General features: G+C 36.3%; 13 protein-coding genes and 1 tRNA gene. 4 read left to right on the top strand and 10 right to left on the bottom strand.

What is annotated here, in order from left to right; translation table 11 throughout:
- Positions 1-34 precede the first annotated feature (34 nt).
- From BUE84_RS17110 to BUE84_RS17095, 4 genes are all read right to left on the bottom strand, one after another.
- A complete protein-coding gene (locus BUE84_RS17110; protein WP_079242738.1) occupies positions 35-1,384 on the bottom strand; it encodes a DUF3472 domain-containing protein in 1,350 nt (449 codons plus the stop codon).
- Between the two features lie 212 nt (positions 1,385-1,596).
- Positions 1,597-1,669, bottom strand: a tRNA-Phe gene (locus BUE84_RS17105).
- Positions 1,670-1,777: 108 nt separating this feature from the next.
- The gene (locus tag BUE84_RS17100) at positions 1,778-3,619 is read right to left on the bottom strand and encodes a lysophospholipid acyltransferase family protein (protein ID WP_079242737.1); all 1,842 of its coding nucleotides are present in this window, start codon (positions 3,617-3,619) and stop codon (positions 1,778-1,780) included.
- 22 nt (positions 3,620-3,641) lie between these two features.
- The gene (locus BUE84_RS17095; protein WP_079242736.1) at positions 3,642-4,880 is read right to left on the bottom strand and encodes an aspartate kinase; all 1,239 of its coding nucleotides are present in this window, start codon (positions 4,878-4,880) and stop codon (positions 3,642-3,644) included.
- Between the two features lie 324 nt (positions 4,881-5,204).
- Between BUE84_RS17095 and fbp the strand changes: the two genes are divergently transcribed.
- Positions 5,205-6,221, top strand: a complete 1,017-nt coding sequence (gene fbp, locus BUE84_RS17090; RefSeq protein WP_034695188.1) for a class 1 fructose-bisphosphatase — start codon at positions 5,205-5,207, stop codon at positions 6,219-6,221.
- Positions 6,222-7,226, top strand: coding sequence for an o-succinylbenzoate synthase (locus BUE84_RS17085; RefSeq protein ID WP_079242735.1), 1,005 nt, complete (start codon positions 6,222-6,224; stop codon positions 7,224-7,226).
- Between the two features lie 14 nt (positions 7,227-7,240).
- On the opposite strand, the gene BUE84_RS24465 is transcribed toward BUE84_RS17085, so the two are convergent.
- Both BUE84_RS24465 and BUE84_RS17080 read right to left on the bottom strand, forming a co-directional pair.
- A complete protein-coding gene (locus tag BUE84_RS24465; RefSeq protein ID WP_156106428.1) occupies positions 7,241-7,408 on the bottom strand; it encodes a bacteriocin-like protein in 168 nt (55 codons plus the stop codon).
- Positions 7,409-7,856: 448 nt separating this feature from the next.
- The gene (locus BUE84_RS17080) at positions 7,857-8,987 is read right to left on the bottom strand and encodes an alpha/beta hydrolase (RefSeq protein WP_079242734.1); all 1,131 of its coding nucleotides are present in this window, start codon (positions 8,985-8,987) and stop codon (positions 7,857-7,859) included.
- Between the two features lie 153 nt (positions 8,988-9,140).
- Here BUE84_RS17080 and BUE84_RS17075 point away from each other — a divergent pair, with 153 nt between their 5' ends.
- Positions 9,141-10,814: a glutamine--tRNA ligase/YqeY domain fusion protein gene (locus tag BUE84_RS17075; protein WP_079242733.1), complete on the top strand. Its 1,674-nt coding sequence runs from the start codon at positions 9,141-9,143 to the stop codon at positions 10,812-10,814.
- Between the two features lie 355 nt (positions 10,815-11,169).
- Here BUE84_RS17075 and BUE84_RS17070 read toward each other — a convergent pair whose 3' ends face one another.
- From BUE84_RS17070 to BUE84_RS17060, 3 genes are all read right to left on the bottom strand, one after another.
- Positions 11,170-12,066 (bottom strand): 3-hydroxyacyl-CoA dehydrogenase, encoded by an 897-nt coding sequence (locus BUE84_RS17070; protein ID WP_079243967.1) that lies wholly within the window; start codon positions 12,064-12,066, stop codon positions 11,170-11,172.
- An 11-nt stretch (positions 12,067-12,077) separates the two neighbouring features.
- Positions 12,078-14,006, bottom strand: a complete 1,929-nt coding sequence (locus tag BUE84_RS17065) for an oleate hydratase (RefSeq protein WP_079242732.1) — start codon at positions 14,004-14,006, stop codon at positions 12,078-12,080.
- 89 nt (positions 14,007-14,095) lie between these two features.
- Entirely contained in the window at positions 14,096-14,974 is an 879-nt protein-coding gene (locus BUE84_RS17060) for a helix-turn-helix domain-containing protein (RefSeq protein ID WP_079242731.1), read from the bottom strand.
- Between the two features lie 306 nt (positions 14,975-15,280).
- Here BUE84_RS17060 and BUE84_RS17055 point away from each other — a divergent pair, with 306 nt between their 5' ends.
- Entirely contained in the window at positions 15,281-16,462 is a 1,182-nt protein-coding gene (locus BUE84_RS17055) for an MFS transporter (protein WP_079242730.1), read from the top strand.
- A gap of 92 nt (positions 16,463-16,554) precedes the next feature.
- Here the strand turns inward: BUE84_RS17055 and BUE84_RS17050 are convergent, their stop codons facing one another.
- Positions 16,555-17,520, bottom strand: coding sequence for a YpdA family putative bacillithiol disulfide reductase (locus BUE84_RS17050; protein WP_079242729.1), 966 nt, complete (start codon positions 17,518-17,520; stop codon positions 16,555-16,557).
- Positions 17,521-17,645: the final 125 nt, after the last annotated feature.

The raw sequence follows: 17,645 nt of genomic DNA, 5'->3' as shown, positions 1-17,645 counted from the left end.
AAAGTAACTGGCTGATTATTTTTAGGATAAAATGCTAAGGAAGGGTTGAAAAATTGATATTAGGAGCTTGTGTAGGTGCGGTAACAGAAAACTGTGAGCCAGGCACAACAGTTGTGTTAAAGAATCCTCCATTTTGTAAAAAGAAAGCATTACCGCTTGTTCCTCCCATTGCATCTATTCTTTGCTGTGCATTGTAGGTATTATCCACACTAAACTTTGCTCCTGAAATGGCAATCCAGTTACTAGCGGAAGTTCTTACCCATTGATTTTTAAATTCTGCTTTTCTGCCCTGATATCCATTCTCGGGATTGAAATTTTCAACGAAACTATAGAAGCTTTTAAGGTAAGTGCTGGTTTGGGGTCTCTTCCAGCTGGCGATTAGCTTCCATGTGGTAGTATCCGGAAATAAAAACCAGGCGGTGAAGTCTGTTTTTCCGCTGCCATCCGGTTCCCCTTTTAATAAGAATTTATAGGTTTGCCCGGCACTCCAGTTGTATTTATAATAGCTTTGTCCGCCCGAACCTTCATTGCCAAATTCTCCAATAGTTACTCCGGTACCTGCTCTGTTGAGAATAATTTTGTGGTCAGGAGGAATATTATTGGGATCGTCAGTATCAAATGGGCTCCATACAGAGAATAAAATCCTTCTTTCTGTGGCAGAGTTCACCTGCATTCCAAAATAGCCCGCACTGAAGCCATTAGCCATAAAATAAGAGCCAATTTTGTCTTCTCCTGCAGGAACTGTTACTTCGTTGTAATAATAGCTAACATTATTGGTTGTTGGAACTACATAGTTCAGATGGCAGGAAGGTCCTCTGCGTGCCCAATAATAGTATGACGGATCATTGCTGTAAATATTGGCTCCTGTAGAAGCTGCTCCACTGAAAGTAATATCTGTAACATCTGCAAAATATCCTCCGGTTTTTGAAACTCCCTGAAGGTCAACTTTCACATAGCCTGGAGTAGAAACGGTAAAATCTCCAACAGTATACTCTTTATTCGAAGCTCCTGTTAGAGTCACATTTTTGGATGTATTTCCTACCGTTATTTTTACAACACTTGTTCCTGATGGGACAGAAGCTTTTAATCCAAGGTTTAATGTTCCTGTATTACTCACTCTGAAATAAGTACTGATAACAGTATTGGAGTTAGTCCAGTTCCCTAAGTTAGTAGAGGTGATCACTTCACTGGCTCCCGATGGTTTTACCGTTAAAAAAGAATTTCCTGCAACCGGAACGTTGAAGGATGATGTATTTTTTAAAGCTGATGTATTTTTTTGTGCTGCAACGGTGTCCTCTGTTGCCATAGGGGTTTCTGCACATGATTGAAAAATAAGCAGAGTGGCAATACCCAGAAAAGTATTGGCTAATAATTTTACTCTCATAATTGTATTTGTATTAGGTTTCTCCTACTAAATTAAGCTTTACTCATTAAATAGGAAAGAAATAATTCCCATAATTTTGATTAATTTTTTATTTTTTGAACAAATAAATAACGAAGTTTATATTTTACTAGAGCAGTAAGAGGGTAGACGTAAGAAAATAGGCATAGATAAAAAAACAAAAAAACCTCTAAAATGAATTAGAGGTTTTAAAGTGGTTTCTCCAGGAATCGAACCAGGGACACATGGATTTTCAATCCATTGCTCTACCAACTGAGCTAAGAAACCATTATATTTTTGTTTGACTTACTTCGTTGTTTTAAAGTGATGCAAAAGTAGTAAGTTTTAGTATACAAAGCAAGTATTCATCGTACTTTTTTTGAATAAAATTAAAACTTACTGATTATCAGCCGGATTATTTTCCTGCTCCTTTCTGATCTGTTCACTCATCTCTTCCAATACAGGTTTGATCGTGTTTTCCGGAAGATCACTGATTCGGATATACATCAATCCATCAATTGCATCATTAAAGTTGGGATCAACATTAAAAGCAATTACTTTAGCATTTTGTTTGATGTATTTTTTGATCAGAACAGGAAGTCTCAATTCTGGTTCAAGATCATCAATAATCTTGTCCAGTTTATTAAGGTCAGATTCCATTTCCTCAAAGAAAATGTTTTTATCCCTGTCACGAAGCTTTACTTTGTATTCATTCCTTGGAGTGATATATTGAGCTACTGCAGAATCAAAATAATTAGAACGCATAAATTCAATCATCAGTGATTTCGAGAACTCTGAGAATTTATTCGAGATACTCACTCCACCCATAAGGAATTTATGATCAGGATTTCTCAGGCATACATGTACAATTCCTCTCCATAAAAGGAAAAGCGGAAGTGGTTTCTGCTGATATTCCTGACAGATGTAAGCACGACCCATTTCAATTACCTTTTTGAAGAAAGGATGAATGTCCTGCTCAAACTCAAATAAAGAGCTTGTATAGAAGCCTTTAATACCGTATTTCTTCATTACCTCTCTACCCAGTGCCATTCTGTAAGCTCCAGCCAGTTTTTTCTCCCCATTATCCCAAAGGAAAAGATGGTGGTAATGTTTATCATATTCATCCAGGTCAAACGGAAGATTACTTCCTTCACCTACCGCACGGAAAGTAAGCTCTCTCTGACGTCCTATTTCCCTCATAATAGAAGGAATTTCCTCATAAGTCGTAAAGTAGATCTCATAATTTCCGTTACTGAACAGCATTTTATCCGTTCCTCTCAATTTATCAACATCTTTAATAATGTCTTCAAGAGGAGTTTCATCTATGATATTCTGAACAATGTTTTCTTCCTTCAATAAAGGAAATTTGACAGATAAATTCTGGAGATTGATACTTTGAGCAAGGGATTTTCTCTTTTCATAGTAAGATTTCATCATATAAACCTTGCGTTTCAAAAACTCTCCCAACTCCTCAATCGTTTCCATTTCGTCCATTGCCTTTACGGTAATAGGACGCCCGATTCTGATTCTGATAGGTTTTTCCCTGTCATTCATCATTTCTGCTGGAAGCATAAGAGTCTGCAAATTCGGGTGAAGTTTAGCCACCTGATAAAAAAGTCGGCTGTTCTTAGCGTGGAAATACATAGGAACTACCGGCACTTTAGCCATTCTGATAAGCTTAAGTGCCGTTTTTTCCCATTCCTTATCTAAAATTTCTCCGTAAGGATTGTTCTTGTTGGAAACTTCTCCTGCCGGAAAAATACCTACGCAGCCTCCGTTTTGTAAATGCTTGAGTGTTTCACGCATTCCTGAAGAGCTGCTGTAAGCTTCTTTTCTGTTTTCAAAAGGATTTACAGCGATTACATACGGCTCCATAGGTTTGATCTTTTCCAAAAGGAAATTTCCCATTACCTTAAAATCCGGACGAACCTCTGATAAGACCTTGCACATCAGAATCCCGTCAATAGCACCCAGCGGGTGATTGGAAACCAAAACAAATGGTCCCGTTTTCGGAATCTTTGCCAGATCCTCTTCAAAAGCTACATAGCTTAGGTTTCTTTCTCTCACAAATGAGTCGAAAAAGTCTTTGCCTTCCTTGTCTTTTAATTTATCGTATAATTTATTTACTTCGTTTATTTTAGCAATGCTCATCACAGCAGATGCTACTGGGTTCTTGAGGAACCCAAGTTTACTTAAGCCGGAAGCTTTGATCAGATCGTTTTTCGAAATTAAACTCATGTGTGTTTAGTCGCAATTAATATTATTGTGTTACCATTTGAAGAGTATTCTTGGAGATTTGTTCCAATAATACATTTTTTTCATGGTAAAATTTATCAATGTGATCCTTCTTCGCATTTCTTACTGTGAATAAAGATACATTTTTAATTGCTTCGGTTTTAAAAATTTTTTGAAGCTCTTCGTTGAGCTCATCAAGATGGTTAAATTTATCCTCAAGGCACAATGCCAGAGAGATCGCAGAATTCTGCATCAGGGAAACTTTGATCTTATATTTAGATAAAAATCCGAAAATCAGGCTCATATGATCTTCTGCAATGAAAGAGAAGTCTCTTGTAGAGATTTTCAAAAGATCCTGGTTTTCTTTTAGAATATAAGATTCTTCCTGTTGGTTTTTTTCGGAAGCACCTACTTTTGTTCCTTCTTTAGTAGGATCTACAAAAGATTTTACATAAAAAGGAATATTTTTTTGTTGAAGTGGCTGTAATGTTTTTGGGTGAATAACACTTGCTCCATAGTAAGCCATCTCAATTGCTTCTTCGTAAGAAATATTGGAAAGAAGAGTTACATCACTGAACTTTCTCGGATCTCCGGTCATTACTCCAGGTACATCTTTCCAGATCGTCATTGCTTCAGCATTTAAGCAATATGCAAAAATAGCAGCTGAATAGTCAGATCCTTCTCTTCCTAACGTCACCGTAAAATTATTGTCGTCAGAACCGATAAATCCCTGAGTTACATAGCAGATTTCAGGATTAAGATGAGAAATAAATTCTTCTGTTCTTGTCCAGTCTACCGTACCTTCTCTGTAAGAATTATCCGTTTTTACATAATCTCTGGCATCCAGCCACTGATTCGTAAATTGGATCTCATTCAGATACTCACTCACAATTTTAGTAGAAATCATTTCTCCGCAGCTTACCACCTGATCATACACAAAGTTGTAATTAGGAGATTTATTTCTTCGTAAAAAAGAATCAATATCATCAAAAAAGAGATTGATTTCAGCAAAAACCGCATGATTTTCAGGAAATAGTCCTTCCGCAATCTCCATGTGTTTTCGTTTTATCTTTTCAATCTCAGTTTGATAGTTATCTTTTTTGAAATAAAGTTCTACAACTTTTTCCAACTCATTTGTCGTCTTGCCCATTGCTGAAATTACCAGCAAACATTTGGCAAATCCCTGGCTTTTTAGAACCATGGACACGTTTTTTACACTGTCAGCATCTTTTACCGATGCTCCACCAAACTTGAAAATTTTCATTAAATTGTTAAAAATAAAATTGTTAGATAAAAAATTACATGAGTTTTTTACGGACGTCAAAATTATAAATTTACAACGAGATATGAAATAGCCTAGTGAGGAGATAGAATTAAGATTTCCTTAAAATCAACAAATAATGAAATAATTTTAATTTTTCGCGAGTCTGATGTAACAAATTTGGAGACTTAATTTTCAATAAAGATCTGGTATTATGTTATGTTGTGTTTGTATTTAGTTGAAATACAGTGATTAACCTCTTTTTTAATTAAATTTTCTTAATGCGATAAATTTTCCGAAATTTGGGCAAAACGTAAAAAGAAAAATATGTCAAATCAACCATTACAGACTTTAGGAGAATTTCTTATAGATAAACAGGACGATTTTCAATATTCTACAGGTGAATTTTCTCGTCTTCTAAGTGCAATAAGATTGGCTTCGAAAGTGGTAAACAGAGAAGTAAATAAAGCGGGAATTGTAGATATTACAGGAGCTGCGGGAAACCAAAACGTTCAGGGAGAAGAGCAGCAAAAACTGGATGTAATCGCTAATGAAATTTTTATTACGGCTTTGTCTCAAAGAGAGGTTGTTTGTGGTATTGCTTCTGAGGAAAATGATGATTTTATTGATATCAAATGCGGTGAAAATGGTCATTTAAGTAAATATGTTGTACTGATCGATCCTTTAGACGGATCTTCCAATATTGATGTAAATGTTTCCGTAGGAACTATTTTCTCTATCTACAGAAGAGTTACCGAACCTGGAACTCCAGTGCAGCTGGAAGACTTTTTACAGAAAGGAATCAATCAGATTGCAGCGGGATATGTTATTTACGGTTCATCTACCATGATTGTTTATACAACAGGAAATGGGGTAAACGGATTTACATTGGATCCATCCTTGGGAACCTATTATCTTTCTCATCCTAACATGACTTTCCCAAAAACAGGAAAGATCTATTCTATTAACGAAGGAAACTATATCAAATTTCCTCAGGGAGTAAAAAACTACCTTAAGTACTGCCAGATGGAAGAAGGTGATCGTCCTTACACTTCAAGATATATCGGTTCATTAGTTGCAGATTTCCATAGAAATATGCTGAAAGGAGGGATTTATATTTATCCTTCTTATTCACAGGCTCCAAATGGTAAATTAAGACTCTTATACGAATGTAATCCAATGGCATTCCTTGCTGAACAAGCCGGAGCAAAAGCAACAGACGGATTCAGAAGAATTCTGGAAATAGAACCTACAGAACTTCACCAGAGAATTCCTTTCTTCTGCGGAAGCATTGAAATGGTGGAGAAAGCAGAAGAATTTATGCGTATCGACAGCGTAAAATAAATGGAAGCAACGTACTTACAATATTTATTACAATTTAAACGCCCGAGTGGAACATCTCGCGGCGTTTTGCTTGATAAAGAAACCTATATTCTTACAGTTTCGGAAAACGAAAAAAAAGGAGTAGGGGAATGTGCCATTTTCAGAGGACTGAGTTTTGATGACCGACCTGATTACGAAGAAAAACTGAAGTGGCTTTGTGAAAATATCAATCAGGATACAGCTTTTTTAAAAGAAGAACTGAAAGAGTTTCCTTCCATCTGGTTTGGATACGAGCAGGCAGTTCAGAATCTGAAATATGGAGACAGTCTTTATTTTCCTGGTGAATTTACCGAAGGAAAATCTGCTATTACCATCAACGGGCTGATATGGATGGGCGATGCTGGATATATGGAAGAACAGATTCAGGAGAAACTGGAAAAAGGTTTCCATTGTATCAAATTAAAAATTGGTGTCGATTGGAAATCTGAGCATGTTATTCTCCAGAAATTAAGAGAAAAGTTCTCCAAAGATCAGCTGGAACTTCGTGTGGATGCTAATGGTGGATTCAGTAAAGAGGAAGCGGTCATTGTGTTACAGCAGCTTGCTGATCTTCATATTCACTCTATTGAACAGCCTATTAAAGCCGGAAATTGGAATGATATGGCTGAACTATGTGCAAAAACACCTACTCCCATTGCATTGGATGAAGAACTGATCGGAATTATTGATCCTGAAAAAAAGAAACAACTTTTAGAAACGATAAATCCTCAGTATATTATTCTAAAACCTGCTTTAGTGGGAGGATTTTCTGGTTCAGATGAATGGATTTCTCTAGCAGAAAATCAGAATATAGGCTGGTGGATTACTTCAGCTTTGGAAAGTAATATCGGCTTAAATGCTATTGCTCAGTATACCTTTACTAAAAAAAATCCAATGCCTCAAGGTTTAGGCACTGGAGCTTTATTTGTCAATAATTTTGAATCCGATTTAGAACTCAGAAATGAGCTGCTGTGGTTCAAAATATAACTGTTAAAAATTAATTAGCATAATGGTGGAGGTGAATCTGGACAAGTAGTTTGCCCACAATAGTCAGGTGCCCATGATCTGCAGCACATAGCAACCGGATTCCAGCTGTTGCATCCAAGAGGTGGTCTTCCTCCTTTGATGGATTTTAATTCTCCTCTTTTGATTTTCTTTAGATTTTTCATGTTATTGATTTTATTTGATTGGTAAGTAAATGTCGATAACTTTTTTTAATTATACAACACATGGGGAATTATTTAGTAATATTTAACAATTTTACTAAAAAGCTTGTATTGTTTAAAATCTAAAGGTAATGGTTCCGGTTTTTCAATTTAGCAATCCCTTCCTATGCAGAATAGGTGAGGGATATTTTTAATCCGGTCTTTATGAGGATGTAGTAGTTGTGTATCGAATATTTTGTTGATTTAGAGGTTGTTACTCAGTTAAATCACATCTTTTACGAAGATGGCTTTCTTGATATAGTTTAATATATCAGAAAACCTTTTTTTAATCTGTCCCATAATAAAAAATTGTAATTCCCTAACGTTTGAATTAGCAATCTCTGTGCCATACTGTAAATTGAGGCTAATTTTAACACAGAGTTCATTTTTTAAGAATTATTTTAATTATTTGTTAAGAAATAATTGTGAAAATATTTTCGTTATCCTTTGATCTGTTGGTGATAAGATTTCTGTCAATTCCGTTTAAATTTTGAAAGATATCTTTCTGTACCTGCGAGCTGGAAAGGTATCCCCAATGATTTCCTACTTCATATTTAAGACTGTTGAGAAGATCATCCTTTACAAAGGTACAGTCAATGATAGACACAATATCTTTGTAATGAGCAATATCACTTGGTCCATTTTTACCAAGCCTTGGGGTAAGAATATTTTTGGTAAACTGAGAAGCCCCCAGAATAATATCCTGTCTGTTTAAGTAAATAGAAATCCGGTTGGCTAATAATGGCAGTTTATTGAATGAATCCTCAGAATCTTCAAACACTTTGTAACTCACATCCGCATTCAACAGGAGAACCTGGTCAATAACGCGCAGTATATTCTCTCTCTTAAGGCTGTATAACATACTTTGAAGGACTCTGTTTCCCATAGAGTGAGCCATAAGATGTATTCTTTGATTGCAGGGAGCAAGATCTCGGTTAGAAAAAATATCTTTTAAAAACTGAGTATAGAAATAAAACAATCTTACCAGAGAAGTTCCGGAATTGATGCTGGAAGCCTTATCATCAAAATAACTCAAAGGGATCATACTGCCGGAAGCGGGCCAACTGACAAATAAGATATGCTCTACAGGAGATGCCGGATTATCAATGAATATTTTTTTTAGATCAAGTATGGCCTTTAATTCATCATCAAAATCATACAAATAACCATGGATGAATATCAGTACATCACTTCTGTCTTTGGTAGAAGACATATTTTTGTACAATTCATAAAACATTCTTTGGGTTCCGCCAAGATTATTGGCTGTAAGAGAGGATTTTTTGATTCCTTTTTCATTTAACAGAACATCTAAGACTTCTTCATACCCTTGTTTTTCGGGTTCGGAAAAGAGCTTGTAATTCAGAATATTTCTGTTGGTATAATCTTTCTTCTTTTTGACCTGTGCGGTAGGTTCCTTATAATTGTCAAAATCGCACTTGGCGATCCTGAAATTAGGAATCGAGTATTCTTCATTGGAAAAAGAGTCTACTCTTTCGCCTTTGTGCCGGATAATTTTCCGGTTGCTTAAGATATAAACGGCCATGACGGTTAATTGGTTAAAATGGTATTAGCATCCCGAAATTAGTGAAAAATATTGAAATACAATACATAAGGCTTTTAAATTATCACTTTTACAAAAGCTTATTTTTCCGTAACTTTGTGAAACTTTTTTTGCAAAAAAATAAAAGCTACTTTAATGGAAGAAGAAAAAAAATCACTCAATTTTATTGAGCAAATTATAGAAGATGATTTGGCAAACGGTTTGAAAAGAGATCAGATCCGTTTCCGTTTTCCACCTGAACCTAATGGTTATCTGCATGTAGGGCATACAAAAGCGATCTGCATCAACTTTGGTCTGGGTGAAAAATACAATGCTCCCGTAAACCTTCGTTTCGATGATACGAACCCTGAAAAAGAAGAACAGGAATTCGTAGATTCTATCATGAAAGACGTTGAATGGTTAGGTTTCAAATGGGATAAAGTTTTGTACGCATCCGATTACTTCCAGCAGCTTTACGATTGGGCCGTTCAGTTAATTAAAGAAGAAAAAGCTTACGTAGACGAGCAGCCTTCTGAAGTAATTACTGAACAGAGAAAAAATCCTGCAGAACCGGGAATTGAATCTCCATACAGAAACCGTCCTGTTGAAGAATCTTTAGATTTATTCGAAAGGATGAAAAACGGAGAATTTGAAAGTGGTTCAATGTCTCTTCGTGCAAAAATTGACATGGTTTCACCCAACATGAATATGCGTGACCCTGTGATGTACAGAATTTTGAATAAGCCTCACCACAGAACCGGTACAGCATGGAAAATTTATCCAATGTACGACTGGGCTCATGGTGAATCTGATTATATCGAACAAATCTCGCATTCACTTTGTTCTTTGGAGTTTGAAAATCACAGACCTTTGTATAACTGGTATTTAGATCAGGTTTACGAAGAAGGAAATGTTAAAAACAAGCAGAGAGAATTTGCAAGGATGAATGTTTCCTATATGATTACTTCCAAAAGAAAGCTGCAAAGATTGGTAGCTGAGGGAGTAGTGACGGGATGGGATGATCCTAGAATGCCAACTATCTCAGGGATGAGAAGAAAAGGATTTACTCCTACTTCTATCAGAAACTTTATTGAGAAAGTAGGAGTAGCGAAAAGAGAAAATCTTATCGAAATCCAGTTGCTTGACTTCTGTGTACGTGAAGATCTGAATAAGGTTGCCAAGCGTGTAATGGCAGTGGTAGATCCTGTAAAATTGGTGATCGAAAACTACCCGGAAGACAAAGAAGAGTGGTTAGAAACTGAGAATAATCCTGAACAGGAAAATGCAGGAACAAGAGAAATACCATTCTCAAGAGAAATCTATATAGAACGTGAAGACTTCAAAGAAGAAGCTAACAATAAATTCTTCAGACTTAAATTAGGTGGCGAAGTTCGTTTGAAATCTGCTTACATCATAAAAGCTGAAAGAGTAGAGAAGGACGAAAATGGTGAGATTACTACCATTTATGCTACTTATGATGAGAAGAGTAAGTCAGGAAGCGGAACAGAAGAAAGTTTGAGAAAAGTAAAAGGAACTTTACATTGGGTATCTGCGAAGCATGCTATTCCTGTAGAAGTAAGAATCTACAACCAACTGTTTACAGTGGAACAGCCTGACGCTGAAAAAGATGTAGACTTCTTAAACTTCATCAATCCTGAATCTGTAGCAACGGTAAAAGGATTTGCTGAGCCAAGCCTGAAAGATGTTGCTGTTGGAGAGCCATTACAGTTCCAGAGAATCGGATACTTTACAAAAGATCAGGATTCTACAGAAGATACTTTGGTATTTAACCGTACAGTAACGTTAAAAGATTCTTTTAAACCGGAATAATTTTCGGAAATATATAATACATAAAGCAGGACTTCATTGAAGTTCTGCTTTTTTTGTTGGAAAACGCAAAGGCGCTAAGAATTTTATACATGGGTGAATATTTAAGGAGCAAGGAAACCGAAGATTTCCAGCAAGTGTAATACAATCTAATCAATCAATATTTTTAACTTTAGAAATCAACAGTGTTCAATTTTATCGGAGATAAAATCCTTGCGCTTTAAAACGTTTCGGAAAAATTATTTTGCGCCTTTGCGTTTTCCAACAGATATTTTAGAAGAGAATCAATCTTAAACAAAAAGCAGAACCTATAATAAGGCCTGCTTTCTTAATAGTTTAAAATCTGAAGTATAAGATTCTATTTCAGAAAATCTTTGTCGCGATATGAAGGATTGGGATATTTATAAAATCCTTCCCCGGTCAGTACTCCCAGTTTTCCTTTGGCAATATAATCTTCTTTTAATTTTTCTACAGCTTTGATCTTTAATGGGTCCTGAGTTTCTTCAGCTTCCATTTTATTGATATTATATGCCGTTGTAATTCCCACAACATCCAGAATACCAAAAGGTCCTGCAGGTGCTCCTGTAGCTACCATCCATGTCTTATCAATTGTTTCTATATCTGATACTTCATCAACCCAAAGATTGACAGCTGCACCAAGCAAAGGAACCAATAGTGAATTGACAATATATCCAGGTTGTTCCTTCTGAATAGGTAATGCTACCATTCCAATATCTTTTGCAAATTGGATAACTGAATTAAATACTTCCTGCGAAGTTCCAGGGTGACGCATCACTTCTCCGGTATTATGCTTCCAGATTTCATTGGCAAAATGAAGGGCTACAAATTTCTCCGGTCTGCCTGTATCTTCAGCAAACTGGCTTGGAAGAAGCGTAGAAGAGTTCGTTGCGAATACTGTTTTTTCAGGGGCTGCCTGTGCCAGCTTATGGTAGAATTCCGTTTTGATAGTCGGATCTTCAGGAACTGCTTCTATCAAAAGATCGGCATCTTTCACCGCTTCAGCAAGGTCTGATGAATAATTGATATTTTTAAATGTGGCATCAAGTTGTTCCTTTGTTGCTCCCAAATCTTGCTGGTAAGCTTCACTTAACGCAGTGAATTTACCTTTGGCTTTTTCCAATACTTCATCATTGATATCATATACGGTAACGTTGAAACCGTGATAGGCAGTCTGGAAGGCGATCTGATATCCCAATACACCACTTCCTGCTATCGTTATATTTTTAAAATCCATGAGATTTATTTTTAGTCTTTTACTCCTTTTACCCATTCCTGAAATCTGGTTAAGAAAGACTCGTGTTCTTCTTTTTCTTCCGGACGGTTTACAAGGATGTGTTCAAAATAAGTTCCTTTTAATATTTTTCTTAAAATTCCTTCTCCTAAGAAAGGCTTATAGTCATTCAAAGCCTGGGTAGCTTTTAATAAATGTCGGATGTCATATTGTAACGGATTGATATCCGGAACTTGTTTGTTGAGATTAAGAAGGTTGTAAACAGCTATTCTCGCCGTTCTCACAGAGCTTTCCATAGTGAAGACAACATCATTATTGGTTTCTACAAACTGCCCTACAAGGCCTAAGTTGGTACATCCTTCAGGAACTACTCTCGGACGGTCTCCCATCGCTCTCGGCATAAACATAGAAGTGATGTAAGGCATGAATGCTGTACGTACAATGGTGTTTTCTATGACATTATCCAGTTGATCAGTCATTCCAAGGTGATAACACAGCTCGGCAAGAATCTCGTTTCCGGTACACTGAGGCATTGTTTTTTTAATGTAATTCCCTTCTTTATCCATCAGTAAAGCGTATACCCATACTACAAGGATGTCATCCGGCTGAGTAGGGAAGTGAGGCTGTCTGTTGCAGGTAAAGCTCATCACCCAATTAGAGTCTGTAATGGTAATAATACCACCTGTAGCTGTTCTTCCTGAATAAGGATCATTTACACACAGTTCTTTCAGTTTTTCTGTAAAAGCAGAAGGACGACAGGTTAATGTAGCAGATTCCCATGAAGATTTTTCAATATGGCTACAGAATTTTTCAGGTTTTCCGAATATTTCAGATTTTGCAGCCAGGTTTTTCCATAACTTCCATCCTGCACTTTGTCCGGCATTGCTGTTATCTATTGTCACTTCAGGAACGGTATTGTTGTCGCCGTAGAAAGTACTTTCAGTCATCGATCCGGTAGTTACGATAACGTAATCTTCTTTACCCACTGGAATTCTTACTTCCTCTCCGTTCTGTTCTGTAATAATACCTTCTACTGTTTTTCCTTCTGTATTGATGTGAATGTCAAGATCTTTTACCAAAGTATTAAACTGGATTTGTACCCCTTTTTCTACCAGGAAGTTTTTGAGTGGTGTTACATAGGTATCATATTGGTTGTATTTTGGGAAAACCAGGCATGAGAAGTCTTTCATTCCGTCAATAGCATGAAGGAATCTGTGCATGTACAGCTTCAATTCCAGTAAGCTGTGCCAGTTTTCGAAGGCAAACATAGAACGCCAGAAGAACCAGAAATTACTGTTAAGGAATGATTCAGAAAAATAATCTTCAATGGTAAGATCGTCCAGCTCTTCTTTTTTCTTTAACAGCAATTTTACAATTGCCAGCTGATCTTTTTTCTCCAAACCGAATTTGCTGAAATCTTTAATTTGTCCCTGGTTGTGGATTAGTCTTGCTTTAGAATAATTTGGGTCGTTGTCATTAACAAGGCGGTATTCATCCAAGACACTGTAGGGTGCAGGTAGCTCCAGAGCAGGAATATCCTGGAACATATCCCATAAATTTTCATAAGTCATATCCATTTCTCTACCCCCACGGATGATGTAACCATCTTTTGCATTACCGGCTCCATCCAGAGATCCGCCTTCAACATTCAGCTGGTCAAGGAAAATAATGTTTTTGCCCGGTACACGGCCGTCACGGATAAAATAATAAGCGGCAGACATACCGGCAATTCCGCTTCCTACAATATAGATTTTACTGTTTTCGTAAGACTGTAAAGGAATTCCTTTATTACGTTGATAGTTTCCGATCTGGTCGGAGAAAGGCATAGTTTTTTCAGGAGTGTTAATCTGAACTTCTTTACTTGAATCCGGTTCGTGGTTCACTTTTCCAAACTGCTCAGAGGCATTTAAAACTTTGTCGAATTTTGAATTGATCGTACTCATTTTGTATTGTTTTTAATTAACAGTATAAAGGTAGCTCTATTCACAAAGCAATATATATCCCCAAGTTCAGAATTATTATCCCCAAATTCTCATGACTGAATATTTTCTTTAATCCTGTATTCTGAAGGGGAAAGCGTAGTATGTTTTTTAAAGAAACGGCCGAATGCCGAAGCAGAATTGAACTGGAGTTCAAATGCAACTTCCGAAATCGTTATATCAGGATTTCCGAGCATGACAAAGGCTTCTTTCAATAAGGCTTCATCAATCACTTCATGAGGTGTTTTTCCGCTTGCTTTTTTTATGATTTCTATGAGGTATTTATTGGAAACATGGAGCTGGTCTGCATAAAACTGAACGGTTCGTTCCCTGTTGATATTTTCTCTGATCAACTTACTGAACTTCAGATAAAGATCTTTTTTTCCTTCTTCTTTTGCCGGATTTGATGTGTTTTGATGTTCCATAATCTCAGCCGTCTCCAACAACAGATTGAAAATAATGGTACGGATAATTTCTTCTGTAAATTTTCCCTGTTTCTTCGATTTTTTATCAAGATAATCCAGAAGATTTTGCAGCTGCGAAGAATTTTTTGCAGACGTTTTTACAATGCTGTACGAACCTTTGGAAAAAAGATTCATTTTCTCGATGATGAAAGGATTAGAGATATTTTTAATCAGAAAATTCTTGTCAAAAAACAACAGTTTCATCGTAAAATCATCACTGGTTTTTCCAAACTTTACAATGGTGGAAGGAGCTGCCATCAAAAAACTGTGAACATCCACTTTATATTTCTGACGGTCTATCTCAATATTGATTTCTCCTGCGGTACAAATGCAGAGTGCATAATAATCCATTCTGAAAGGCGCTTTGGGAAATTCAAAAATGGGTTTTCCTGAAGAAATATAATAAGATTGGCGGCAGTCAATACTGTAAAAAGATAGGGTATCATGCAAATTTTCGTAGGTTATCATTCTTACGTATTGGTTAAGTTTTTATTATGTTTTAGAGTCTTTTTTAGCTCAAAATACCTGTTGTTACTGCAATTTACGATTTTTATAAAGCTCTTAGAGTTTTATATAGTAAAAAAAAAATGTTTTTTAAGGATACAGATGATGGTCTGTTTTTATAGACTTTATTTATAAAAACAGGGTTTAAACAAGGGTTTTTGGGTTATTTTTATCTAATTTTGCACTTTCGAATTTCCCCTCCAAAATATTATTGTGAAACTAATTAACGTATATACGAGTTCTTTTAAAGGACTCTCGCAAGAGAGTTGGATGCTGGCGTTGGTAATGCTCATCAACAGAGCCGGTTCTATGGTGCTTCCGTTTTTGGGAGTTTATATGACCAATCATTTACATTTCAGTATTGAAAATTCAGGAATTGTACTGAGCTTTTTCGGTATAGGTTCCGTTATCGGATCCTGGCTGGGAGGAATGATTACGGATAAAATAGGGGAATATAGGGTACAGAGTCTGAGTTTATTGCTCAGTGTTCCTTTATTTTGTTTAATTCCGCTTTTTACAACAGAAGCTGGCCTGGCAGGAATTATTTTAGCCCAAAGTATTGTAAGTGAAACTTTCCGTCCGGCAAACTCCGTGGCAATTACCAAATATGCAAAACCTGAAAATATCACCCGAGCTTTCTCTCTAAACCGTATGGCTGTAAATCTTGGGTTTTCAATTGGTCCTGCGCTGGGTGGTATTTTGTCAGCTATTTCTTATGAATTTCTGTTTTTCAGTAATGCACTAGCTGCTTTGCTGGCGGGATTGATGTATATCTGGTTCTTCAAAGACCGTGCAAGACTGGCGAAAGAGAAAGCGAAAAAAGTAAAAGAAGTTATCATTATTAAAAAAGAAAGTTCGCCTTACCGCGATGGTAAATTTTTGATTTACTGTGTATTCTGTATGTTGTTTTCCATATGTTTCTTCCAGTTGTTCAGTACTCTGACGATATTTTATAAGGATACAGCACATTTAAGTCAGCAAAACATTGGATATATCTTGGGATATAGCGGTTTTCTGATCGTACTGCTTGAAATGGGACTGGTACAAATCGCTGAGAAATATTTTACTTTAGCTTTTACAATGCTGTTCGGGACTTTCCTGTGTGGTATTTCCTATGCAATGCTGGCGTTTGATTACAGTATGATTACCCTTGTGCTGTCTATGACCTTACTTTGTGTAGGAGAAATATGGACACTTCCATTTATGTCTACAATTACAGCATTACGCTCGGGAGAGCACAATAAAGGGGCTTACATGGGATTGAACGGGATATCATTTTCCATTGCATTTATCATTACACCTTATATAGGAACACTCATTGCCGAAAAATTAGGATTCAATGTATTATGGATCGGAACCGGACTGCTTGCCGTATTTATTGCCATTGGTTTTTATTTTATCATTCCGTGGATGCTTAAAGATAAAAATAAAGCTGAAGAAGAGATGATATAATGGTTTTGATTGATGAATTTTAAAATAAAAGGCTTCGGGCAATTTCGTAGAAATTGCCCGAAGCCTTTTTAATATATCTTAGTCGTTTACGATTAAAATTTTGAAATAATCGAATTGATGATCATATTCGCATGAACCCTGGAATTTTCAATGAACCAGAGGTGAGTGTCTTTTCCTCCGCAAACTACTCCTGCAAGATAGAGATTAGAAATATTGGTTTCCATGGTTTCAGGATGGTAAAAAGGATTCATACAATCTCCATGAAGTTCAATCCCTGAATTTCTAAGAAAATCAAAATCCGGAAGATAACCCGTCATAGCCAGTACGAAATCATTTTCAACTTCGTGTGTTTCTCCTTTCTCATCTTTAAAAATCACAGAATTTTCTTTAATTTCGATCATTTCTGCATTAAAATGAGCCTTAATGCTGCCTTCTGCAATTCTGTTTTCTATATCTGGCTTTACCCAATATTTTACACTTTTTGAAATCTCAGCATGACGGACAATCATGGTTACTTCAGCTCCTTTTCTGTAGGTTTCTAATGCTGCATCTACAGCCGAATTGCTTGATCCTACAACAACAATTTTCTGTTTTGCATATGGATAAGGTTCTGTATAATAATGCTTAACTTTTGGAAGATTTTCGCCTCGGATATTCATGAGATTGGGAATATCATAGAATCCGGTAGCAATAACTACATTTTTAGCCTGATAGATTGCTTTGGTAGTTTTGATCTCAAATATTTCATCCTTTTTCAGGACATTCAAAACTCTTTCATAAAGATTGATATTCAGATTTTTTTGTCTTGTAATGCCCTGATAGTATTCCAGAGCTTCCTGTCTTCCAGGCTTTGGAGCAGTAGAAATAAATGGCACTTCGTCAATTTCCAGTTTTTCTGCAGTAGAGAAGAAACGCATATATAAAGGGTAATTGTATAGTGAATTGACAATAGTTCCTTTTTCTATAATTATATGACTGAGATTGTTTTTTTGAGCTTCAAGGGCACAGTTCAAACCGATGGGTCCGGCCCCGATAATCAGAATATCCAACATTTCCATCTAACAAATGTACGATGTAATTTTTAAAATGAGAAGGCAAAACCCATCAAGTCTCATAGTCTTTATCTCTTTACATCATTTACTGCTTGGCATCAGTTTTGGTGTTTTTTACCAATTTCAAAATG

The organism is Chryseobacterium indologenes (genome assembly GCF_002025665.1).
Classification (GTDB): Bacteria; Bacteroidota; Bacteroidia; order Flavobacteriales; family Weeksellaceae; genus Chryseobacterium; species Chryseobacterium metallicongregator.
This window is presented reverse-complemented; position numbering and strand designations above follow the sequence as displayed.